This is a genomic window from Curvibacter sp. CHRR-16 (assembly GCF_018474005.1).
Taxonomy (GTDB): Bacteria; Pseudomonadota; Gammaproteobacteria; order Burkholderiales; family Burkholderiaceae_C; genus Allorhodoferax.
The window spans coordinates 91,182-114,596 of record NZ_JAHCSH010000004.1; the positions used below are offsets into that span (position 1 = coordinate 91,182).

At 60.5% G+C, this 23,415-nt stretch carries 17 protein-coding genes; 5 read left to right on the forward strand and 12 right to left on the reverse strand.

Annotation, left to right across the window (positions count from 1 at the left end; translation table 11 throughout):
• Positions 1–17: 17 nt before the first annotated feature.
• Positions 18–2,906, forward strand: coding sequence for a M16 family metallopeptidase (locus KIK84_RS10145; protein WP_214122979.1), 2,889 nt, complete (start codon positions 18–20; stop codon positions 2,904–2,906).
• A 34-nt stretch (positions 2,907–2,940) separates the two neighbouring features.
• Here KIK84_RS10145 and kefC read toward each other — a convergent pair whose 3' ends face one another.
• Together kefC and kefF are read right to left on the reverse strand one after the other, a co-directional pair.
• On the reverse strand, positions 2,941–4,800 hold the full coding sequence (gene kefC / locus KIK84_RS10150) for a glutathione-regulated potassium-efflux system protein KefC (protein ID WP_214122980.1): 1,860 nt from the start codon (positions 4,798–4,800) through the stop codon (positions 2,941–2,943).
• 1 nt (position 4,801) lies between these two features.
• Positions 4,802–5,437, reverse strand: coding sequence for a glutathione-regulated potassium-efflux system oxidoreductase KefF (gene kefF, locus KIK84_RS10155; protein ID WP_214122981.1), 636 nt, complete (start codon positions 5,435–5,437; stop codon positions 4,802–4,804).
• A 137-nt stretch (positions 5,438–5,574) separates the two neighbouring features.
• Here kefF and KIK84_RS10160 point away from each other — a divergent pair, with 137 nt between their 5' ends.
• Genes KIK84_RS10160 through betA form a run of 4 tightly spaced genes read left to right on the forward strand, consistent with a single transcriptional unit; the run spans position 5,575 to position 10,538 of the window.
• Positions 5,575–6,528 (forward strand): choline ABC transporter substrate-binding protein, encoded by a 954-nt coding sequence (locus KIK84_RS10160; protein ID WP_214122982.1) that lies wholly within the window; start codon positions 5,575–5,577, stop codon positions 6,526–6,528.
• A gap of 18 nt (positions 6,529–6,546) precedes the next feature.
• Positions 6,547–7,383 (forward strand): formyltetrahydrofolate deformylase, encoded by an 837-nt coding sequence (gene purU / locus KIK84_RS10165; RefSeq protein WP_214123282.1) that lies wholly within the window; start codon positions 6,547–6,549, stop codon positions 7,381–7,383.
• Positions 7,384–7,407: 24 nt separating this feature from the next.
• Positions 7,408–8,871: a betaine-aldehyde dehydrogenase gene (gene betB / locus KIK84_RS10170; RefSeq protein ID WP_214122983.1), complete on the forward strand. Its 1,464-nt coding sequence runs from the start codon at positions 7,408–7,410 to the stop codon at positions 8,869–8,871.
• Positions 8,872–8,879: 8 nt separating this feature from the next.
• Positions 8,880–10,538: a choline dehydrogenase gene (gene betA / locus KIK84_RS10175; RefSeq protein ID WP_214122984.1), complete on the forward strand. Its 1,659-nt coding sequence runs from the start codon at positions 8,880–8,882 to the stop codon at positions 10,536–10,538.
• Between the two features lie 18 nt (positions 10,539–10,556).
• Here betA and KIK84_RS16920 read toward each other — a convergent pair whose 3' ends face one another.
• From KIK84_RS16920 to KIK84_RS10225, 10 genes are all read right to left on the reverse strand, one after another.
• A complete protein-coding gene (locus KIK84_RS16920) occupies positions 10,557–10,820 on the reverse strand; it encodes a type II toxin-antitoxin system RelE family toxin (RefSeq protein ID WP_214122985.1) in 264 nt (87 codons plus the stop codon).
• The gene (locus KIK84_RS10185; protein WP_214122986.1) at positions 10,808–11,014 is read right to left on the reverse strand and encodes a YlcI/YnfO family protein; all 207 of its coding nucleotides are present in this window, start codon (positions 11,012–11,014) and stop codon (positions 10,808–10,810) included. Before KIK84_RS10185 ends, KIK84_RS16920 begins: the two co-directional genes overlap by 13 nt.
• Before the next feature lie 90 nt (positions 11,015–11,104).
• Complete coding sequence (locus KIK84_RS10190; protein ID WP_214122987.1) at positions 11,105–12,421, reverse strand: restriction endonuclease subunit S; 1,317 nt, start codon at positions 12,419–12,421, stop codon at positions 11,105–11,107.
• Between the two features lie 181 nt (positions 12,422–12,602).
• Positions 12,603–14,072, reverse strand: a complete 1,470-nt coding sequence (locus KIK84_RS10195; RefSeq protein ID WP_214122988.1) for a class I SAM-dependent DNA methyltransferase — start codon at positions 14,070–14,072, stop codon at positions 12,603–12,605.
• Between the two features lie 347 nt (positions 14,073–14,419).
• Positions 14,420–17,761 (reverse strand): type I restriction-modification system endonuclease, encoded by a 3,342-nt coding sequence (gene hsdR, locus KIK84_RS10200; RefSeq protein WP_214122989.1) that lies wholly within the window; start codon positions 17,759–17,761, stop codon positions 14,420–14,422.
• Between the two features lie 109 nt (positions 17,762–17,870).
• Complete coding sequence (locus KIK84_RS10205; protein WP_250207910.1) at positions 17,871–18,869, reverse strand: GlxA family transcriptional regulator; 999 nt, start codon at positions 18,867–18,869, stop codon at positions 17,871–17,873.
• A gap of 96 nt (positions 18,870–18,965) precedes the next feature.
• Positions 18,966–19,754: an ABC transporter permease gene (locus KIK84_RS10210; RefSeq protein ID WP_250207930.1), complete on the reverse strand. Its 789-nt coding sequence runs from the start codon at positions 19,752–19,754 to the stop codon at positions 18,966–18,968.
• Between the two features lie 79 nt (positions 19,755–19,833).
• Entirely contained in the window at positions 19,834–20,877 is a 1,044-nt protein-coding gene (locus KIK84_RS10215; protein WP_214122992.1) for a quaternary amine ABC transporter ATP-binding protein, read from the reverse strand.
• A 93-nt stretch (positions 20,878–20,970) separates the two neighbouring features.
• Positions 20,971–22,128: an FAD-binding oxidoreductase gene (locus KIK84_RS10220; protein ID WP_250207911.1), complete on the reverse strand. Its 1,158-nt coding sequence runs from the start codon at positions 22,126–22,128 to the stop codon at positions 20,971–20,973.
• A 32-nt stretch (positions 22,129–22,160) separates the two neighbouring features.
• The gene (locus KIK84_RS10225) at positions 22,161–23,411 is read right to left on the reverse strand and encodes an aromatic ring-hydroxylating oxygenase subunit alpha (RefSeq protein ID WP_214122994.1); all 1,251 of its coding nucleotides are present in this window, start codon (positions 23,409–23,411) and stop codon (positions 22,161–22,163) included.
• Positions 23,412–23,415 lie beyond the last annotated feature (4 nt).

Genomic DNA, 23,415 nt, shown 5'->3' on the forward strand with positions numbered 1-23,415 from the left:
CTGCTACTGCACATTCCATGCGCTCTTTTGTTTTGACGCTCGCTGCGGCCCTGTGCCTTGGCCACAGCTTTGTCCCCCCAGTTATAGCCGCTCAGCCCTCTGCACAAGTGGTTCACGCCACCCCAGCGTGGCCGCACCAAGTGGTGCAGCGCCAGCCCGACCCCCGGGTGCTTTTTGGCGTGCTGCCCAACGGCATGCGCTATGCCCTGCTGCACAACGAAACGCCCAAAGATGGCGTCTCCATGCGTTTGCGCATTGGCTCGGGCTCTTTGCAAGAAAAGGACGACGAGCAAGGCCTAGCCCACGTGCTGGAGCACATGGCGTTTCGCGGCAGCCGCAACCTGGCCGATGGCGATGTGGTGCGCATGCTGGAGCGCCAAGGCCTGCGCTTTGGGGCCGACACCAATGCCTACACGGCGTTTGACCAAACGGTTTACACCTTCGACTTTCCGCGTGCCAACGCCGAGTCGCTGCAAACTGGTTTTACGCTGCTGCGCGAAATTGGTGAGCACCTCACCTTGTCACAAGACTTGCTTGATGTAGAGCGCAAAGTGGTGCTGGCCGAAGAGCGCGTGCGCGACACCCCAGCACGTCGCACGAGCCAAGCCAGCACCGCCCACGCCTTGGCAGGCACGCGTATACCGCAGCGCTGGCCCATTGGGCTGACCAGCGTGATTGCCAACGCCACCAGCGAGCAACTGCGCCGCTTTTACAAAGACAACTACCGCCCCGACAACGCCACCCTCATCGTGGTGGGCGCTATCGATGTACAGGCCGTAGCCCAACAAATCGAGCAAACCTTTGCCAGTTGGCAAGCCCACGGCTACCAAGCCCCCGAGCCGCGTGGCCAAGTCCTGCCACGCACCGACAAGATCGCGGCGGTACAGGTCTACAGCGAAGCCGGTGTACCTGAAAACCTGAGCCTGCAGTGGCAACGCCCGTGGACTGCCAAACAGCCCACAGAAGCGACCGAACGTGACGATGTAGTCACCCAACTGGCGCTGGATGTGCTCAACAACCGCCTGCAAGAGCGCGCCTTGCAAGCGGGCAGCCCGTATTTGTCCGCCGGGGCCTACTACCAAGGCGATGTGCTGCAAGTAGCCCAATTCAGCGCGCTGTCCATCAGCGCCGCACCTGCCCGCTGGGCCGAGGCTTTGCAGACCGTGGTACAGGTGCAAAAACAACTGTTGTTTGAAGGCGTTCGCCCGGACGAACTGCAGCGCGTACGCACCAACTTACTCACCACGCTGCAAAAGCTGGTAGGCCAACACGCCACTCGCGCCTCCGCGTCGCTGGCCAATGAACTGCTGCAAACCGCGCACAACGGCACGGTATTTACCAGCGCCGCGCAAGACTTGGCACTGGCCAAGGATTTGCTGGCCCAGCTCACGCCCCAGCAGCTCACAGAACGCTTGCGCAGCCTGTTTAACGGTGCGCCGCTGGCATTCCAATCCACAGAACAAAGCACAGCCAGCCGTGCCGCGCTGGCAGATGCCGTGAGCCAAGCATGGGCGCAAAGCGTGCAAAACACCAGCAACGCCGCCCAAGCCGTGGTCTGGCCCTTTGGCAACTGGAGCCACCTGGGCGCGCCCGGCAAAGTAGCCACTCAAAAAACCGATGCCGAGCTGGGTGCCACCTTCATCACCTTTGACAACGGCACGCGCTTGGTGCTCAAGCCCACCAAGCAGGAAATAGGCAATGTGCAAGTGCGCGTCAGCTTTGGCCAAGGCCGCGCTGGCATGCAGCCCGACCAGGCCGCCGCCCTGTGGGCGCTACCCTTCTTCAGCATGGGTGGCACCCAGCGCATGGGCCTGGCCGACTTGCAGCGCTGGACCCAAACCCAAGGCAAGTCCTTGCGCATAGGCGGTTTGACAGCCGCCTACCGGTCTTTCTCGCTGCTGGGTAATGCGCAGAAAGCCCAGCTGCGCGAGCAACTGGAGCTGATGACCGCCTACCTGCGCGAACCTGGCTGGCGACCAGAACTGTTCGACAAAATGGACCAAGCTGGCCCCATTGCCGCGGCCCAAATTCCCACACAGGCCAACATCGTGTTCATGCGTGAAGTAGAGCGCGTGGCTTTGGGCAATGACCCGCGCCTGCTCAGCAACTCCACCGAGGCCCAACTGCGCACCCCCCCCACGGTGGACGCTCTGCGCCCGCTTCTGGCCAGCGCCCAGCACGAAGCGCTGGATGTGGTGCTGGTGGGTGACTTTGATCCAGAACAAGCCACGGCTCTGGTGGCACAAACCTTGGCAGCTGGCCAGTGGCAAGCGCCCACCCCAGCCACGCCACTGAAGGCCCAAGCCCTCCCCACCAGTGCCACACCGTATGCGGTGCAACACCAAGGCCGTGCCGACCAAGGCTACACCGGCCTGCTGTGGCCGCTGCAAGCCCCCGGCCCCGTGGGCGATGCCAATACCCAGCAGTGGCAAGCCACCGCCGACCTGACTGCCGCCATGCTGCGCGCCCGCCTGATCGACACCGTGCGCGAGAGCATGGGCCTGAGCTACAGCCCGCAAACCTACATCGAAAACGAGCCGGACTACGGCTACTTTGTCAGCTTCATCGAGACGCAACCCCAGCACTTTGCCGCCTTTGCTCAAACTGTGCAGCAAGTGCTGCAGCGCATGGCGCAGGGCGACATCAGCGCCGATGCGCTAGACCGTGCCCGCCGCCCCATGCTGGAGCGCATGGACAAAGCGCAAGAGAACAACGGCTACTGGGTCAGCACCCTGATGCGCGTGCTGCGCCAAAGTAGCTACCGCTCCACCGCCCTGCATGAAAAAGAGCGCCTGCAAGCCGTGACCGTGGCCGATGTGCAAGCCTTCATCCAAGCCCAACTGCAGCCTGGGCAAGTGCGGGTGGTGCAGGCGGTGCGGGAGGATGGGAATGGCGGTGGGAAGTGAGCAGAGGGAAGCTCTCGTCAGAGTGACTAGGCCTTTAGAACGCCCCATCCTCCCCACCCTGCCCACTCCAGTCGGTGCGTTTGTGCTTGTCGCGCTCCGCGCGTTCTTGCGCCATTTGCTCCTCTAGCTGTTGGCGCGCTTGTTTGGCAGCGGCGATCAGTTTGCTGCGGTCTTTGAAGTGGGGGCGCATGGCGTCCAGCAACTCTAGGTTGTGCTGGCGAAAGCGCATGGTGCTTTGGCGGGCTGCATGGGCGCTTTGGCCCAGCACCTGCAGCACGCTGCGGGCACTGCGCAGGCTGGACTCGAACAACTCGCGCTCGAGCAGCGTGACATTGCGTTCGCGCAACTGGTTCCAGTGGGTCACATTGCGGGCGCGGGCCACGATGGTCAGGGCCGGAAAATGCTTCTGCACCAAATCGACAATGGCCAAGGACTGCTCCACATCGTCCACCGCCACCACCAGCACCTTGGCCGTTTGCGCCCCGGCTATGCGCAACAAGTCCAAGCGGCTGGCATCACCAAAAAACACCCGGTAGCCAAAGCTGCGGGTCGCTGCCACCATGTCGGCATCGTGCTCCAGCACGGTGGCACCAATCCCCTCGGCCAGCAGCACGCGCCCCACGATTTGCCCATAGCGCCCAAAGCCAGCAATGATGACGGGCGCGCTTTGCGGCTCGGCAATTTCATCGATGGCAGGCCCGTTCTTGGCGCTGCGTGCGGCAAAGCGCGGCAGCAGCCAGCGATCCACCACCACCAGCACCAAGGGGCTGAGCAGCATGGACACCGCCACTGCCCCAATGAGCAACGAGGCCGTAGCCGCCGACAACACATGGGCCCCCGCCGCTGTCTGGAACACCACAAAGGCGAATTCCCCGCCCTGCGCCAGCAGCAAGGTGAACACCGGGCGCTCTGGGCCGGGCAACTGCACATAGCGGGCTAGGCTGTAAATGACCACCGCCTTGACCAGCAAAAAGCCCACTACCACCAGTGCCATGGTGCCGGGCGAGGCCAGCAGCACCCCAAAGTCGATGCGCATGCCCACGGCGATGAAGAACAGCCCTAGCAACAAACCCTTGAAGGGTTCGATATCGGTTTCCAGCTCGTGGCGGTATTCGCTCTCGGCCAGCAGCACCCCGGCCAAAAAAGCGCCCAGCGCCATGCTCAAGCCCACCAACAGCATGAGGGCCGAAATGCCCACCACCACCAAGAGCGCTGCGGCGGTGAATATCTCGGGCGTGCGCGAGCGCGCAATCCAGCGCAGCAGCGGGCGCACCAGCAGGCGACCGCCCAGCACAATGCCGAGAACGACTGCTATGATTTTTATAGCTGCCCAAGCATATCCCACGGGCTCTAGAGCCTGTTTTCCCTCTTCAGCCACGCCCAGCAGGGGCAGCAAGGCCAAGATAGGAATGGCCGCCACGTCTTGGAACAGCAAAATAGAAAACGCTGCTTTGCCGCTCTGGGTGGGCATGAGGTTGCGCTCACCCATGACCTGCAGGGCAATGGCGGTGCTGGACAGCGCCAAGCCCAACGCCCCCACCACGCTCAGACGCCACCCCACACCACAGGCCATGGCCACGAGCATGAGCAGCACCGCGCAACCCAAGACCTGCAGCGCGCCCCAACCAAAGATGGAGCGGCGCAAACTCCACAGCCGCCGTGGCTCCAGTTCCAGCCCCACCAAAAAGAGCATCAGCACCACCCCGAATTCGGCGAAATGCAAAATGTCCTCCACGTTGCTAACCCAGCCTGCGCCCCACGGGCCGATGGCAATGCCAGCGGCCAAATAGCCAATGATGGCCCCCAGGCCCAGCGCTTTGGACAAGGGCACGGCAATCACCGCCGCACTCAGGTAGATGAGGCTGTTGATCAACCAAACAGGTGCGTGCTCCATGTCAGTGCCCTCCTTGCGTTGAATCTGCAGGTCTGTCGGCATCGGGCACATCGCAGGCGGCACAGCTTGCGCTATCGGCCAGCTCCGGCCACTGGGGGTAAGTGCGCAACCGCTCGGCAAAGGTGGCCGCATGCCGCTCTATCTCGGCAGGGGTTGCGCTGTGTGCGCCGTGCAGCACCATGGGTGGCAAAAAGCGCATGCCGCACAGGGCGGCGGTTTGCTCATAGGGGGTCAAAAAGGCGTCGAAGAAATAGCGGTTGTAACCCTCTGGGTGGTAAGACGCCTCTGACCCACCGGTGCTGAGCACCAACCACAAGTCCTTGCCCTGCATCGCCTTGGCCCCATGGCCATAGGCCCAGCCGTAGCTGAACACTTCATCGAGCCAGAGTTTGAGCAAAGCGGGCATGGAATACCACTGCACCGGATACACCAGCACTAGCAGGCGGGCGGCACTGAGCCGGGCTTGCTCGGCGGGCACGTCGATGGCGTAGTCCGGGTAGCGCTCGTACAAATCGCACAGCGCCACGCCGGGGGTGGTGGCTGCGGCGTGCCGCAGTTGGTGGTTGACATGCGAGCCGCGCCAATTGGGATGGGCGACCACGGCATACACAGGGGAGGAAGGGGTTTCGCTGCTCATGGCAGCACCATAGCGCAAGTCCAGCACAAACCCATGGCATGCCGCGCTGAAGCCAGAACAAGTCGGTTCCAGAACATCCGCCGCAGGTGGATGTGGAAAAGTTAAGACTTCATTACTTTTAGCCTTGAGGTCGTGTCATGTCTCTTTTCCATCGCGGTACCGTGGGCGCAGTTGTCGCCCTTCTGAGCACACTCCTTCCCCTGCACAGCCAAGCTGCCGAGAGCGCAGCCTGCCAAAAGGTCAAGTTCGCTGACGTCGGCTGGACTGACATTGCCGCCACCACCGGCTTGGCCTCGGTGGTGCTGGAAGAGTTGGGCTACAAGCCATCGGTCACCATGGCCTCGGTGCCCATTGCCTTTGCAGGCCTCAAGAACAAGCAGCTAGACGTTTTCTTGGGCTACTGGAACCCCAGCATGACCCCCATGATCGAGCCCTTTGTGAAGGCTGGCCAAATCAAGGTGCTGGACAAGCCCAACTTGGTGGGTGCCAAGTACACGCTGGCCGTGCCCGAGTACCTGTACACCAAAGGCCTCAAGAGCTTTGCCGACATTGCCAAGTTCTCCAAAGAGTTGGACGGCAAGATTTTCGGCATTGAACCCGGCAACGATGGCAACGCCTTGGTGCAGGGCATGATCGACAAGAACCAGTTCAACCTCAAAGGCTTCAAGGTAGTGGAGTCTTCGGAAGCGGGCATGCTGGCCGAAGTGCAACGCGCGGTGAAAAACCAAAAACCCATCGTCTTTTTGGGCTGGGAACCCCACCCCATGAACGTGCAGGTGAAGATGCGCTACCTTGAAGGCGGTGACGATGTGTTTGGCCCCAACTACGGTGAAGCCAAGGTCTATACCGCCATGCCGCCCGACTACGAAACCCGCTGCCCCAACGTCGGCCAGCTAATCCGCAACCTGACCTTTTCCACCCAAATGGAGAACGAGGTCATGCTGCCCATCATGAGCAAAACCAAGCCCAACGCGGCTGCCCGCGCTTGGCTGAAGAAAAACCCCGCCGTGCTCAACGACTGGCTCAAGGGCGTGACCACCGTGAAGGGTGAAGATGGTTTGGCTGCGGTCAAGAAAGGCTTGGGACTCTAAGTGACACAGCTACACCCCATGTGGCTGAACTTGGCCTGCGACAGCCAGCGCGGCCAAGTGGCTGAAGTCTCCCGCATCTTGGAGCAACACGGTGCCTACGTGCAGGACTTCAGCCTGTTCGACGACGCCGCGACCCAGCGCTGCTTTTTGCGGGCCATCTTCAGTTGCGCCAGCAGCCCCAGCGTGCTGTTGGCCGAGCTGCAACGCCAAAGCGCCACCTTCCCCAACGCGCAATGGGGCTGTGGCCTTATGAGCCAATCCATGCGCGTCATCATCATGGTGTCCAAGCACGACCACTGCCTGCGCGAACTGATCGCCGCATGGCGCAGGGCCGAGCTGACCATGGACATCGTGGCCGTGGTGTCCAACCATCCCGACTGCCGCGCACTGGTGGAGGCCGAAGGCATTGCCTACCACCACTGGCCCGTGACGCCCGACACCAAGGCCGAGCAAGAAGCCCGCTTGCTGCAACTGGTGCACGACACCCATGCCGACCTGGTGGTGCTGGCCCGCTACATGCAGGTGCTCAGCGACAGCCTGTGCCAGCGCTTGCTGGGCAAGGTCATCAACATCCACCACTCGTTCCTGCCGGGTTTCAAGGGCGCACGCCCCTACCACCAAGCGTACGAACGCGGGGTCAAGCTCATTGGCGCTACGGCCCACTTTGCCACCGCCGATTTGGACGAGGGCCCCATCATCGAACAAGCGCTGGAGCGCGTAGACCACGCCGACAGCCCCGAACAGTTGCGCAACGCAGGCCGCTTGGTGGAATGCCTGGTGCTGTCGCGGGCGGTGCGATTCATGCTTGAGCACCGGGTTTTTATCAATGGCTTGCGCACCGTGGTGCTGCGTTAATGGCCCACACCGTCTGCCCCTTTTATGACAACAACCACCCACCTGATCCCCAGCTTCATCGACGGCCAGCCCGTGCACGGCACTGGCCCCGTGTTTGACAACATCAACCCCGCCACGGGCGAGCGCATAGGCCAAGTGCATGCCTGCAGCGATGCTGATGTGGAGCGCGCCATCGCCTCGGCCGCCAAAGGCCAAGCCATTTGGGCCCAGTACACCGCAGCCGAGCGAGGCCGCGTGCTGTCCCGCGCGGTGCAACTGCTGCGCGAGCGCAATGCCGAACTGGCAGCTTGGGAAGTGCAAGACACGGGCAAACCCCTGCAAGAAGCCGTGGCGGTGGACGTGCTCAGCGGCGCGGACTGCTTGGAATACTTCGCTGGCGCTGCCGCCACCCTGACAGGCCAGCAATACCCCCTGAAAAACGCCATGGCCTATACCCGGCTGGAGCCGCTGGGTGTGTGCGTGGGCATCGGGGCGTGGAACTACCCCATCCAAATCGCCTGCTGGAAAAGCGCCCCCGCACTGGCCGCTGGCAACGCCATGGTGTTCAAGCCATCGGAACTGACCCCCATGACCGCCGTGAAGCTGGCCGAGATTTATCTAGAGGCCGGCCTGCCCGCAGGCGTGTTCAACGTGGTGCAGGGCCTAGGCCCCACGGGCGCTGCGCTGGCCAGCCACCCTAGCGTGGCCAAGGTGTCGCTCACCGGCTCCGTGCCCACGGGCAAAAAGGTGATGGCCACAGCGGCTGGCACGCTCAAGCGCGTGACCATGGAGCTGGGCGGCAAGTCGCCCCTCATCATTTTTGATGACGCGGACTTGGAGCAAGCCGTATCGGCCTCCATGAATGCCAACTTCTACACCCAGGGCGAGATTTGCACCAACGGCACCCGCGTGTTTGTACAGCGCGGCTGCTTGGAGCGCTTTACCCAGCGCCTGCTGGAGCGCACCGCCCTGCTGCGCGTGGGCAACCCCATGGACATGCAAACCGAGGTGGGTGCACTCATAAGCGCCGCCCACCGCGACAAGGTGATGGACTACATCGCCCAAGGCCAAGCCGCTGGGGCCACGCTGCTGGCAGGCGGCCACACGGTGGACGTGCCCGGCTGCCCCGGCTACTTTGTAGCGCCCACCGTGTTTGGCCACTGCACCGACGCCATGCGCATCGTGCAAGAGGAAATCTTTGGCCCGGTCATGAGCATCCTGCCCTTTGACACCGAGGCCGAGGTGATTGAGCGCGCCAACGACACCCGCTTTGGCCTGGCCAGCGGCGTGTTCACGCAAGACATCAAGCGCGGTCACCGCATGGCAGCGCAGTTGCAAGCGGGCATTTGCTGGATCAACAACTACAACATCACCCCCATCGAAATGCCCTTTGGCGGCATTGGCGAGTCGGGCATTGGCAGCGAGAACAGCATGCTGGCCTTGCAGCACTACACCCAGGTCAAAACCGTCTATGTCGAGCTAGGAGACGTGGCTTGCTCTTACCGCTGATTGTGAACATGCTGAAAAACGAATTCGACTACATCATCGTGGGCGCAGGCTCTGCTGGCTGCGTGCTGGCCAACCGCCTGACCGAAGACCCCAGCGTGTCGGTGCTGGTGCTGGAAGCGGGCCCCATGGACCACAGCATCATCATCCACATGCCATCGGCCTTTGCCTATCCGCTGGCCAACGACAAGTACAACTGGTACTACCACTCCGAGCCAGACCCCTTCATGAACAACCGCCGCATGTACTGCCCGCGTGGCCGCGTGCTGGGCGGGTCCTCGTCCATCAACGGCATGGTCTACATCCGTGGCAACGCCATGGACTACGAAGGCTGGTCTGGCTACCGGGGCTTGGAAGACTGGTCTTACGCCCACTGCCTGCCCTACTTCCGCAAGGCCGAAACCCGCGCCAAAGGCGGCGACGACTACCGGGGCGACAGCGGGCCGCTGCACGTGTCCACCGGCACGTGCCAAAACCCGCTCTACCAAGCCTTTATGCAGGCGGGCCAGCAAGCGGGCTACCCCTATACCGCTGACATGAACGGCTACCAGCAAGAAGGCCTAGGCCCCATGGACATGACCGTGCACAAAGGCCGCCGCTGGAGCACCGCCATGGCCTACCTGCGCCCAGCCATGAAGCGTGGCAACCTGCACCTGCGCACCCGCGCCTTCGTCAGCCGCGTGGTGTTTGACAAAGACCGCGCCACGGGCGTGGAAGTGATCAACGGCACGCAAACCGAACACCTCCGCGCCCGCCGCGAAGTCATTCTGTGCGGCGGTGCCATCAACTCGCCGCAACTGCTGCAGCTATCGGGCATTGGCAACCCCGACGAACTGCGCGCACTGGGCATACCGGTGCAGGCCGCCCTGCCCGGCGTGGGCGAAAACCTGCAAGACCATCTGGAAACCTACGTGCAGTACGCCTGCAAGCAGCCCATTACCCTGTACTCGGCCATGAACCCGTTGGCCAAGCTCAAGATTGGCGTGGAGTGGCTGCTCAAAGGCACGGGCTTAGGCGCTACCAACCACTTTGAGGCCGGTGGCTTCATCCGCAGCGAAGCGGGCGTCAAACACCCCGACCTGCAGTACCACTTCCTGCCCATGGCCGTGAGCTACGACGGTAGCTCGCCCGCCAGCTTTCATGGCTTTCAGGCGCACGTGGGGCCCATGCGGCCTACCAGCCGGGGCTTTGTCAAAGCCCAGTCCAAAGACCCGCGCCAAGCGCCGCGCATCTTGTTCAACTACATGCAGACCGAGCAAGACCGCAAGGAAATGCGTGCCGCCATTCGCCTCACGCGGGAGATATTTGAGCAAGCCGCGTTCGCCCCCTTCCGCGGCGAAGCCATATCGCCGCCTAAGCACATCCAGACCGATGCGGAGATAGACGCCCACATCCGCGAGCATGCCGAGAGCGCGCTGCACCCCTCGTGCACCTGCCGCATGGGCACCGACCCCATGGCCGTGACCGACGGCCAAGGCCGCGTGCACGGCGTGCAAGCCCTGCGTGTGGTGGATGCGTCCATCATGCCCGACGTGGTCAGCGGCAACCTGAACGCCCCCGTCATCATGATGGCCGAGAAACTGGCCGACGCCATACGCGGCCAAACCCCACTGCCACCGTCCCAAGCGCCCTACTGGGTACACCCGCAGTGGGAGACGCAGCAGCGATGAGATTTATCCAATCGTGGGTTATGCGTCATACAAGGTGGAGCGGTGCCCAAGCATCACCACCGTTATGATTAATTTGTTTTGCTCAATGCGGCATATCAGCCGATAGTCACCTACTCTGTAGCGCCAATAACCCGCAAAGTTTGCGGTGAGTGGCTTGCCCCTTGCGCTGGGGTCTGGGAGTTTTGAAACCCCTTCTAGGTATTTTTTTATGCGACGCTGGACTGGTTTATCCAGCTTGCGAAAGACCTCAGAAGCCGAGTCTTCAAAGATCAGAGTCCACATTCTTTGTACAGATCCTGTGCAGCAATCTGTGGCTTACCTTGGTTGGCTTTAAGGGCTTTTTTCAAAGCGCGTTCGGCCTGTTGCACCTCCACCACGTCTGCCAAGTATTCGGTCAAAGTTTTGCGTTTGCGCTTGCCCTCTTTTTCAAGGGCACGCGCCAATTCTTCAGGCAATTCGATGGTGACGGTTGACATGGTGTTACTCCGAATCGGTATCAGGCCATTGTAGCGATTGGCGCTTTTTGCGCCTATGCCAAGACACCTAGGACCGGTTCGATTCCGGTCTCAGGCACCTGCTACTTTTGCCCGCGTTTTCTTCTTGGGCGCATCAGCGCTTTGGGCCAAGCGCTTAAGCAACTCTGCCGCAGGCTCGTCATTCGGGTCTTGCGGCACCAACTCCCCCCGAAACGCCTTGGCCAACAGCGCTGGCGTGAGCCGCGTAGCCGCTGTCTGCGCCTGCGCTAAACGGGCTTCGAGCCGGTCGGCAAAAGCGAACAGCGTTTCTACGCGGCGGACGATTTCGATTTGTTCTTCTATCGGTGGAAGATAAATCATCAAGTTCAGAAGAATCTTTTGATTAAGGTTCACCATCGTTGAGCCGACAGACTCCCCTTCTAAAGCGGACACGGTCGAGGGACTCGACAAAAAAAGTTGTAAGTAGAAGGGATTCAGGTTCTCGGTGGGGGTGAGCTTCATCGAGCCGGTGCCACAAAGCCAGCCACTTTCTTTTTCAGTCACAACCGCGCATCGCCCCATTTCGCCACGGCGACCAATCACAACATCATTGACGGCTAGTTGATATTCGGAGAGCCGTGTCCATGTCTCATGGTTAACCGTCATGTTTTGGCTTGGGGAAATACGACCAGCAATGATGTGCATCGGATTGATCAATGGGGTGCCCCCCATGACGTAGTCGGCCTTGTGTAGGCTGCTTCCAAAAGGTCCGGTTTTTAGTGACGACAAGACACTGCCAAGAGGTACGAGTGGCTTCTCGATAACGTCAAAGCTCATTGCCCCCGAGGTAGCGGCGGCGAGGACGGATTGGCGGAAGCGTTTGAGCAGGGGGGCGACGCGGGCCAGGCGGGTGTTGACGGCGTCTACGCGGGTGAGGACGGTGTCGAGTTTGTCGGCGATGCGTTTTTGCTCGGCTTCTGGTGCTAGCGGCACCTCTAAGGTACGGATTTCTTCGAGGCGTATGCCCTTAACCGTTGTGCCAGTCCCCATTGATTGGATGGCTTGGGACTTTGAGCGCCAGAAGTATTCAACGAATGTTTTGTTCACTCCACTGTGCAAGAACAGAGCTTTTAAGTCTTGGTTGATCGCTACGTCCATAGTCGGGCGTGCGATCTTGCCGAGCGACATGCGGGTCGCGACGATGAGTGTGTCTGCCGGGACTTTAGTTGTTGCACTGCTCTGGAGCGCGTCCTCTGAAATGTGATCTACCGTGCTGCTAACGAAACGGGCTTTCAAATCTTTGACGGTCATAAATGGGATATGACCATTGAAATTAGCGGCGCTTGTTTTGCTGGGCGTTCCACCACCAACTATCTGTGCGGTCAAGTTACCAAGTTGCGCGAGTGTCCAGGTTTGTGGGATGTTCATTTGTTGACCCAATCGCATGTGATTTGTCCCACAGCCCGTGGGACAAATTGAAGTGGATTCCGACGGTCTTTGAAAGTTGTCTCACAAGCTGTGAGACAAATCGCCAATTGCGGTGACGGTGTCACGACAATTGGCGCATCACTGATGCGCCAATGTTTTCCTCTGGTACCTGCTTGCTCGGTCATTGCCCCGCCTCCTGTGTTTCCCCCAACTCCACCAAGATCGCTTCCAGCTCCGCCACTGCGGCGTTGAGTTCGTCCACCGCTTCGCGTGCCAGCACGGCGGGTTCGGGCAGGTCGGCCGCGTCCTCTGCGTTGTCGTCTTTCAGCCAGGCTATGTCCAGGCTGTCGCCGCGCTCAGACGCGATCCACTGGCGGCTAAAGCGGCGAAAGCGGCCTTGTTCGCCTTGGTCTTGGCGCTCGGCCCGCCCATTGGGGTCGGTGCCGTAGGCGGCCATAAAGTCGGCAAAGTGTGCGTCGGTCAGCGGGGTGCGCTTGCCAAACTTGGGGGCGTTGGCGCGCATGTCGTACACCCAGACTTCTTGCGTGCTGCCGGTCGCGGCTTGGCTCACCTTCTCAAAAAACAGTACGTTGGTCTTGACGCCCTGCGCGTAAAAGATGCCAGTGGGCAGGCGCAGGATGGTGTGCAGGCGGCATTTGTCCATGAGGTCGCGGCGCACGTCGGCACCTACGCCGGCTTCAAAGAGCACGTTGTCGGGCAGCACCACGGCGGCGCGGCCTCCGTCGCGCAGGTGGCGCACGATGTGCTGCAAGAAGGCCAGTTGCTTGTTGCTGGTGACGTAGGTCAGGTCGTCCCGCGTGGGGCCGCCGCCGCCTTTGGCGGTGCCAAAGGGCGGGTTGCTGAGCATGAGGTGGGCATCTTTGGGCAGCGCAGCTCCGGCTTGGCCCAGTGTGTTGCCTAGGTGGACTACGCCTTCGTCGTCGCCCTCCATGCCGTGCAGCAGACAGTTCATCAGGGCCAGACGGCGGGTGCTGCTGACCAGCTCCATGCCCAAGAAGGCTTGGTTGCGCTGGAAGCTGCGTTGCTTTTCAGTCAGGCTGTACAGGTCGTCGGTGTGGTCTTTGATGTAGCGGTCTGCCGCAATCAAAAAGCCTGCTGTGCCAGCAGCGGGGTCTTGCACGGTCTCGCCGGGCTGGGGCTGCATGAGGCGCACGATGGCATCAATGAGTGGCCGGGGCGTGAAGTATTGGCCGGCGCCGCTTTTGGTCTCGCTGGCGTTTTTCTCCAGCAGGCCTTCGTACAGGTCTCCCAGCCCGTCTTGGCGGGCGCTGAACCAGTCTATGCCGTCTAGGCTTTTGACCAGCTGCTCTAAGTGGCGCGGCTCTTTGAGGCTGGTTTGTGCATCGGCGTAGATGGCAGATATAAGCCTGTCGGGGCTTTTGCTCAGGTCTAGCAGGGTTTGGCGGTAGTGGTTGAGCAGGTTCAGGCCGCTGCGGCTGGTGAGCTGGGGCCAGCGGGCGTAGTCGGGCAGCTTGTGGGTTTGCAGGATGCCGCTCTGGGCGTTCTCGTGCTCCATTTTGATGAAGAGCAGCAGCACCAGCTCGGTGACGTAGTCGCTGTAGTTGATGCCGTCGTCACGCAGCACGTCGCACAAATTCCAGAGCTTCTGGACGATGTCTTGGGTGGTCATGGTTGTTTAGAGCGCGTAGTCTGTGTAGAAAGAGAAACCCCTCACATGACACACCGCGCTTGCGCCGGGGACAGAGGTGGGGGGCATATTGCTGTCAAGTTTGCCACAGCCTGCATTTGGGCCAATTTGCGAGCGACTATCTGGGAATAGTGAAGCTCACCAAGTTGAAATTCGTCTGAAAAACTCATAAAAATCAAATACTTACAACAAGCAGGCAATCCGATTAAGTTGAAATCAAGTCGGCTGAAATCTGCGATTTCTTTCCGTCCAATATGGATTTTTGTTCCGTCCAAAACAGCATTGAACGTGCGTCCAAAAGTGCATTGATGCAGCGTCCAATCTTGTAGTCACGCCACCTGAGGCCACAGATATGCCGTGATTTCGCCCAACACCGGGTCGAGTTGGCCGCCCAACAGTTTGTCGAGCTGTTTGGCCCCGCCGTCTTGGGCAAAGGCCTGATTGACGAATGCGTGGTCTATGACCAGTTCGTGGGTGAGCTGCTTGGCTAGGCGGTCCAGCCACTTGCGCTGCACGGGGGTGAATGGGTGGGCGGCGTAGAGCTTTTGCAGGGCGAGTTTGACGCGCTCGTCAAACGGCAGCAGGGCTTCGCCCAGCGCGGCTTGGCGGATGTAGCCCATGATGCCTGCCGCAATGTCTTGGTTGCTTTGGCTGCGCCAAGCAGCTTGCAGGCGGGCTTCGCTAAAGCCTTTGCCGTCCAGCAGCATGCGCACTTCTTTGAGCTGTTCGCGGGTCAGGTCTTTGGGACGGTTGACCACCACGGCCAGTGCTGCGCTTTGGTTGACCTGTTCGCGCACAAACTGGCCAAAGCTGTCCAAGTAGTCCTGCGGTTTGTTGTAGCCGCCCCAGCTTTGTTCGCGGGCGACAAACTGGTCTTGGTGGGCAGACAGTACAGGACGGTAGCCTGTGCCCATGAGTTCGCGCAGTTCGCCCAGCTGATTGAGTAGCTGGGTGTTGTGGCGCAGAAAGTCGGCTGCCGCATGGGGGCCGTGGTCGCGGCCCAACTGGTGCAGGTGGCGATGTAGCTCGGCGGGCGGCACGCCCCACTGCTGCTCCAGCGTTTGCAGCCGCTCTTTCAGCACGGGGCGTTTTTCGGCTTTGTGCTGGGCGCTGCGCAGCACGCGCATGAGCTTTTGGTTCAGTTCGTCCAGCACGTCGTGCGCGTGGCTGCGCTCTGGCGCGCTGCCGGGGGCGGTGTAGGCGGCAGGGTTGTTCAGCTCGTCCAGCAGTTGCTCCATGTCTACCTGCGGGTTTTTCACCAGCGGCTTCATGGTGTTCACGTCTTGCAGGGCGGCGTAGAGGTCTACGGGGTCGTAGATTTTGAAGACGGTTTTACCGATCTCGTCGCAACGGCGGGTGGCGCGGCCAATCATCTGCTCGTACAAAATGCGCGACTTGACCCGGCGCATGAACACCAAGTGGCAAATGGCGGGCACGTCGATACCGGTGGTGAGCAAATCGACAGTGACGGCGATGCTGGGGAAACGCTCGTTCTTGTAGCGGCGTATGAGCTGCTCTACCTTGTCAGACGCGCCCGTTATTTTTTGCACAGCGGCTTGGTTGTATTGCTCGCCATAGATGCCCTCAAAGGCCTTTCCCAGCAGGCGAACCACCATGTCGGCATGCGCATCGGTGGCGCAAAAGATCATGGTTTTCTCTTCGCCCAGCGGGTCGAGCTCTTGGGCCAGTTGCTCGCAGATGATGCGGTTGAAGTCTTCGTTGATGACGCGACGGTTGAAGCTCTCCACCTCAAAGTGCAGCTCGTCTTCCAACTCGGCGGCCTCTATCTCGCCAGTGCTGAGATTGAGGCTTTCCACTGTGTCGCCCTTGGCGAAGTGGATGCCGTTTTTGCTCAGCAAAGTTTCGTAGCGGATGGGCGGCTCGTAGTCGATAAGCCAGTCGTCGGCCACGGCTTCGCGGTAGGAGTAGGTATAGACGGGCTTGCCAAAAATCTCACTGGTGTGCTGCGCTGGCGTGGCCGTGAGGCCGATTTTGATGGCGTCAAAGTAGTCCAGCACTCGGCGGTAGCTGCTGAGGTACTGGGCCGGGTCGCGCAGGGCCAGTTCGCCTTCGGTCATGTCTTGATCCAGCGTGTAGCCACGGTGGGCTTCGTCCACGATGATGCAGTCGTACGCGTCCAGCGGGGGCGGGTTGTCGCTGCCGAATATTCGGCGGGCCATTGCTTGCACGGTGGCCACTTGCACGCGGGTTTCGGCCTGTGCAGCCATGTCGCCCAGCTCGGCGATGTTGTACATCTTGAAAAGCGGTTGGTCTTGCTCCAGCGGGGCTTCTTTGAAGCTGTCCATGGCTTGGTCACCCAGCGCGGTGCGATCCACCAAAAACAAGATGCGGCGAAAACGCTCGGCCTTGAGGAAGCGGTAGATCAGGCCAATGATGGTGCGGGTTTTGCCCGTGCCAGTAGCCATGGCCAGCAGGCAGTTGCTTTGGCCGTTGGCCAATGCCGCCTCCACCGCCGAGATGGCTTTGACCTGATAGTCCCGCAGGCGCAGGTAGGCAAAGCTCTCTTGGGCCAAGCGGGCTTGGGCGTCTGTGCGGGAGCGGGTCAGCCTGTCTAGCAACCCCTCGGGGGAGTGGAAGCTGGCCAAAGCATGGCTGAGGTTGGCGTTTTGGCGCACATCGCGGTGCCAGGTGCCACTGGCATCAATGCTTTGCTTGATGAGCGGGCGACCGTTGCACGAGTACACAAACGGCAGCTGGAATGTGCCGCCTTCGCCATCGGGCCAGGGGGCAGCGCGGCCCTCTATGGCCCAAGCGGGCTGGTGCTCGGCTTCTAGCAGCATTCCACGGGCATAGCGTTCGGCTTGGGGGATTTTTCCGGCTACGTTGGTATTGAGCCGCTTGGCTTCTACCGCTGCGATGGGCGTGAGGCCAGCAAAGAGGATGTAGTCGGCACTTTGCTTGCCTTGGGTAGGCCATTCGGCAATGGCTTGGTTTTTCCCCTTGGCCGGGCGTGCTCCTGCTGCGTGCGTGAGTGTTTCTGAATTGGCTTCCCAGCCTGCGTCCATGAGTAGCTGGTCGATGATCAGGCGCGTCGCGGCTTCGTCCATGTGCACTTGCTGGGCCGCCTGGGTGGCTTTGGCAGCCAAGCGTTTGGTGGCCTCGGCGTCTGCAGTGACAGTGGCGTTGGCTATGCGCTGGTCAAACTCGGCTTTGAGTTTTTCGTGGTCGGCAACAAGCGCTTGCGCCGCTTTGAGTTTGGACTCTAGGGCGTGCAGCTTTTCGCTGGGATCGTCTGGCAGGACAAAGGGGCCGGGCTTGAAGTCAGGTTGCTGTCCAAAGGTGCGGTGGAACCAGAGCGCCACTTCGCGGGCGATTTTGAGCGACTCCAAACCCTCGCGGTAGCCAATGCTGTGGGCTACTTGGTGGGCAGCTTCATTGCCCCGCTGGCGCAAGCAATGAAACATTTGCCGCACCTGTGGGTCTAGGCCTAAGCGCGAATCAACCGCACGCAGCAGCTCGGCTTGGGTGGGTTGTACAAGCCGTATACCCAAACGCGAGGCCATTTCTTGGGTGAGTGACTCAGCCAAGATGCGCAGCTTGAGTACGCAGCTGGCGGGGTCTAAAGGGAATAGTTTTTCGGCGGTAGCACCAAGTTCTGCCAGCAGTGGTGAGTGTTGTGCGAGAAAACCGAAGTTGCTTGGTGCTGCCATTTCCGTCCCTGAAAACTTGCTAGGCCTGATTAGCCATTGATGATGGCTAATCAAGCGGGGATGAGTCTACATCGTGGGCAGCTATGCACCCCTCCCCGGCACACTCAAATCAAGCCGCAATACGCCGTTCAGCCTGCTGCAATGTGCGGGCGCTGACAGTGCCGGGCACGGCGATGTCTGGGCGGTTCTTGCTCTGGCGGCGCTCTTCGCTGGGGGCGTGGCCAAAGAGCTGGCGGTAGGCTTTGCAAAAGTGCGAAGCCGACTGGAAGCCACAGGCCACGGTGATTTCCATGATGGGCAGTGCGCTGTGCGTGAGCAGTTCGCGGGCACGCTGCAGGCGCAGTTGCATGTAGTACTGGGCCGGGCTCATTTGGCAGTAGCGGTGGAACAAGCGCTCCAGTTGGCGCACCGACAGCGGAATGGCGTTGGCAATTTCCAGCACGCTGAGCGGCTCTTCAATATTGGCCGCCATGAACTGCAGTGCCTCGGCCAGGTGCTCGTAGCCGGGGCCAATGCATTCGGGTTGCGGGGCTTTTTGGCAGTCGTCCTCGGCGCGCTGGCGCTCCAAGATGAACTGCTCCGAAATCTGCGTGGCCAATTGGCGGCCATGCTGGTCGCGGATAAGGCGCAGCACCATGTCCAGCGGAGCGGTGCCGCCTGAACTGGTGAAGCGGTCGTGGTCTATCACATACACGGCTTGGGTAAAGCGGATGCGGGGAAACTCCTCACGCATGGCGGCCAGGTTCTCCCAGTGCACCGAGCAGCGGTAGTTGTCCAGCAAGCCCGCACTGGCCAGCGCATACGAGCCCGTGCACAGCGCGCCCAGCGCAATGTCACGCCCAGCCAAGTGGCGCAGCACTTGGTGCACTTTGTCGGTGGTGGCGCGGCGCACGTCCACGCCAGCGCAGACCATCACCATGCTGCAGTCATCCAAGGTACGCAGATCGCCCGTGGTGTGCATTTGCAAGCCGTTACTGGCCACCACACCTTGCTCGGTAATGGGCACCACCTCCCAGCGGTACAGCTCACGGCGGCTGATGTAGTTGGCCATGCGAAACGCTTCCAAGGCGTTGGCAAACGCAATCATGGAATAGTCGTTCAGCAACAAGAATCCGACTTTGGTGGGACTCTCTTGGGAGCAAATGCTTGCGCAATCAGACAACATAGATGACCGTACCTGCCTTGTGAACCATAGCGTGCAGCGCTATGAGCTGGATTCCGACTGCGTTCGGGTGCCAAAGCTTTCGGTGATGCGATCCAAAATAATCGCCAACAGCACCACCGCCAAACCACTCTCGAAACCGAGGCCTACGTCAAGCCGCTGGATACTGGACAGCACGTCATTGCCCAAACCACCCGCCCCCACCATGGAGGCGATGATGACCATGGACAGCGCCATCATGATGGTCTGGTTGACCCCGGTCATGATGGTGGACAAAGCAATGGGGAGCTGCACCTTGAACAACAACTGACTACCCGTGCAACCAAACGCGTGACCGGCTTCGATCTGCTCCACATTCACTTGGCGTATGCCCAGCGACGTGAGGCGCACCACCGGTGGCATGGCAAACACCACCGTGGCCATGATGCCGGGCACGCGGCCCAAGCCAAACACCATGGCCGCCGGAATGAGGTACACAAACGCGGGCATGGTTTGCATAAAGTCCAAGAACGGACGCAACACACGGTTGAACCAGTTGCTGCGCGCGCAGGCAATGCCCAGCGGCACCCCCACCACCAGACTGATGAAGGTGGCCGTGATGGTGAGTGCAAAGGTCACCACCGTTTGCGACCAAAACCCGGTGATAACGATGGTCAGCAAAGACGCCAGCACAAAGAGCGCAAAGCGCCAGCCCAAGCGCCAAAAGCCTATGCCCACAGCCAAGGCAATGTGGGCCCAAGCGGGAACCGCCATCAGCCCGTTTTCTACGCCCTCGGCAAAGGTTTCGACGATGGTGTTGGCCCCGTCAAAAAAGCCCTGCCCATGGGACATGAGCAAGTCCACAAACGCGTTGACCCAATCGCCCAGCGGCAAATAGTCATGCGGGTTGGCCAAAAACTGCTGTATCCACTCAGACATGACGCGCTCCTTGCACCATCTTGCTCAACACACTTTTGGCGGTGATACAGCCCATGACTTGGTTGGCATCGTCCAGCACCCCAATGGGGCGGCCGCTGCCTACCATGATCTGGCCCAAAGTTTCGGTGAGCGAACTGTGGCTGGAGATTTTGAGCACCTGCTCCCAGCTCGATGGATCGACCTCATCTTGATCCAGCAAGTCGCCCGCCGTGAGGTAGCGCGAGGTGTCCACACCGTGGAAAAAGCGGCGCACGTAGTCGTTGACCGGGTTGGCCACGATGTCGCGTGGTGTGCCCACCTGCACCAAGTTGCCGCCTTCCATGATGGCGATACTGGTGCCAATGCGCAGAGCCTCTTCCAAGTCGTGCGAGACAAACAAAATGGTGCGGCGCTGCACGCGCTGTAGCTCCAGCATCAGGTCTTGCATTTCGGTGCGCTTGAGTGGATCGAGTGCGGAGAAGGCTTCGTCCATCAACAGAATGTCGGGATCCACCGCCAAGGCACGGGCCAAGCCCACGCGCTGCTGCATGCCGCCCGAGAGTTGGTGCGGGTACTTGCGGGCGTAGTCTTTGAGGCCCACTTGCTCCAGCGCGTGCATGGCTTTGCGCTCGCGGTGGGCTTTTTGCATACCCGCTACTTCCAGGCCAAAGGCGGCGTTTTCCAGCACGGTTTTGTGCGGCATGAGCGCAAAGGACTGGAACACCATGGCCACTTTTTGGCGGCGCCACTTCACCAGGCTGCTTTGCGAGAGCTTGGTCAGGTCATCACCGTCGATGAGGATTTCACCCGCGTCGGGTTCTACCAAGCGGTTGATCAGACGAATCAGCGTGGACTTGCCCGAACCCGACAGGCCCATGAGCACGAAAATTTCACCGCTGCGCACGTCAAAACCCACGTTGTTGACGCCCACCACTTGGCCTGTTTTTTCAAATATCTTGTTCTTGTCCCAGCCCTCAGACAGCAACTTGAGTGCCTCCTCAGATCGCCCCCCGAAAATCTTGTACAAATTTCGGACCTGAATCTTCAAATCTCGCATGTGAATTCCTTTTCACAAATGGATTGAGATAGCTCAACAGTTAGCAACTGCCATGCCACCAAAATAATCACCATACTGGGGCTAGCTGTTTGCCTAGCGCTCAAGCACCACATCCGACAAAGGCACGCTGCAACACGGCAATATCCAGCCTTGGTCAATCTCGCGCTGGCGAATTCCTCCCTTGTGCTGCATGCTCACCTCTCCCGATACTTTTTTGGTTTTGCACGTGCCGCACAGCCCAGTGCTGCACGACGCTGGCAAACGCAAACCAGCTGCCACAGCAGCGCCCAAAATGCTCTGATCTGGGGCGCACGCAAAGGCGTCACCAAGCTTGCTCAGGCTGATCGTGAAACCACCGGAAACCGCAGAGCCTTCACTGGTGGACACTGTGTTTTGCGTGGTGGTTTGCACGGGATTTACAGCCTGTGCCAAGGTTTCAAAACTAAAGCTTTCTTGCTGGTACTGTTTCTCTGGTAAACCCGCATCGAGCAAGCTGGCGCGCACCGCTTGCATAAAGCCTGCTGGGCCACAGGTGAACACTTGGCGCTGCAGCAAATCGGGTACTTGCTGCTCGAGCAAACTGCGGCTCAGACGCCCCACATAGCCAGACCATTCGGTGTGGGCACCACGGCTCTCGCACACCAGCAGCAGGCGCAAGCGGGGGTGCTGGTGCGCCAGCAGGGTCAGTTCTTTGTGGAATATCAGGTCGGCGGGGGTGCGTGCTGCGTGCACGAACACGATGTCGGCATCCACCGCCATGTCCACCATGGTGCGCAGCATGCTCATGACGGGGGTGATGCCGCTACCGCCCGAAATGAGCAAGTAGCGCTGGCCTGCACAGGTTTGCATGCCTGCTGGCAAGCTGGTGGCGCTGTCGGCCATGCATGAAAAATCACCCGCAGGGCCAGTCACACCAATCTGCATGCCGGGCTGGAGGTAGTCGTGTAGCCAGTTGGACACCGGGCCACCGGCCACGCGCTTGACGGTGATGGACACACGCTGCGGACGGCTGGGACTGGACGAGAGCGTGTAGCTGCGCTGCACCACGCTGCCGCCCTGCCCCGCTGGCACGTCCAGCGTGATGAACTGCCCCGGGCGGTACACAAAGGTGCGCGCTTGCAAGGCGTTGAACACAAAGGTCTTTACATCGTGCGTTTCTTGCACCACCTGAATGCATTGCAAGGCGGTGTCGTCGTCGCAGGGCCAGATAGGGGGATAGGCGTTGGCGGTGTTCTCGGTAGGCTCTGCCATAGTGTTCATTCCTTGCGCTGTACCGTGCTGGCTTAGGCTTTGGTCTGCTCGCGCAGGCGGTCCACGTACCAGACGGCGAATTTCTCCACCAAGTCTTCGGTGTAGGGCGAATACGGGCCGGGCTCGTAAGCACCGCTGGCCACGCCCACTTGGGTTTCTTCCACCAAGCGGCGGTCTTGGTCGTTGGTGGCATTCCACACCTTGGTGAGGTTGGCCACGTCGTAGTCCACGCCCTCCACGGCGTCTTTGTGCACGCACCAAGTAGTACGCACCAAAGTGGCGTCTGCTGCCAGCGGCAGCACCGAGAAGCTGACCACGTGGTCGCTCATGAAGTGGTGCCACGAGTTGGGCTGTGTCCAGAAGGACAAACCACCCAGCGCCGGGTCTTTCAAATCACCGAGCAAGCGCTTGCTGGCCACTTCGGCGTTCATGGTTTGGGACTGCCCAGACCGGTCCAGCGGCAGGCGGATGGTGCGGAAACCCGAAACGCGGGTGTCCAGCTCTTCAATCACCTGCGAGGGCAAGCCCATGGACTCCCAGCGGGCGTGGCTGGTCTGCACAATCTCATTGAACTTGGCCATGCCTGCGGCATTGGCTGGGCTGGGCTGGTAGCCAAAGCCGTATTCGTACAGCGACAGGGTCAACTCAGGGTGGTTGCCTACGCAGTGGTAGCACTCGCGGTTGTTTTCCATCACCAACTTCCAGTTGCCCTTTTCGATGATTTCCACCTGCGCAGCCACCTTGCATTCGGCCAGCTTGTGCGGGGCCAAATAGGGCTGCATGCGCGCGGCGACTTCGTCAAAGTCAGTCGGGGCGTTCTCGGCCAAGCAAATGAAGATGAGGCCGCCCACGCTGCGCACGTGCACTTTCTTGAGGCCATGCTTGCTTTTGTCAAAACCATCGCCCATGTGCTCTGCGTAGAGCAGTTGGCCTTGGGTGTTGTACGTCCACTGGTGGTAGGGGCACACGACGTTGCCCACCGAGCCTTTGTGCTGCGCGCACAGGCGCGAACCGCGGTGGCGGCACACGTTGTGAAAGGCCTGCACGCTGCCATCGTCATCGCGCACGATGAGGATAGAAGTCTTGCCCACCTCCACGGTGACATAGTCACCGGGCTCAGCAATTTGCGGCTCGACGGCGACAAAAATCCAGTGCTTGCCAAAGATGTGTTGCATATCGGCTTGGTACACCAAGTCGCTCAGGTAAAAGGCCGCATCCAGGCTGTAGCCGGGACGGCGTTGTTGCAGCAGTTCTGCCAAGAGGTCGGTGTGAATGTTTGACATGGCT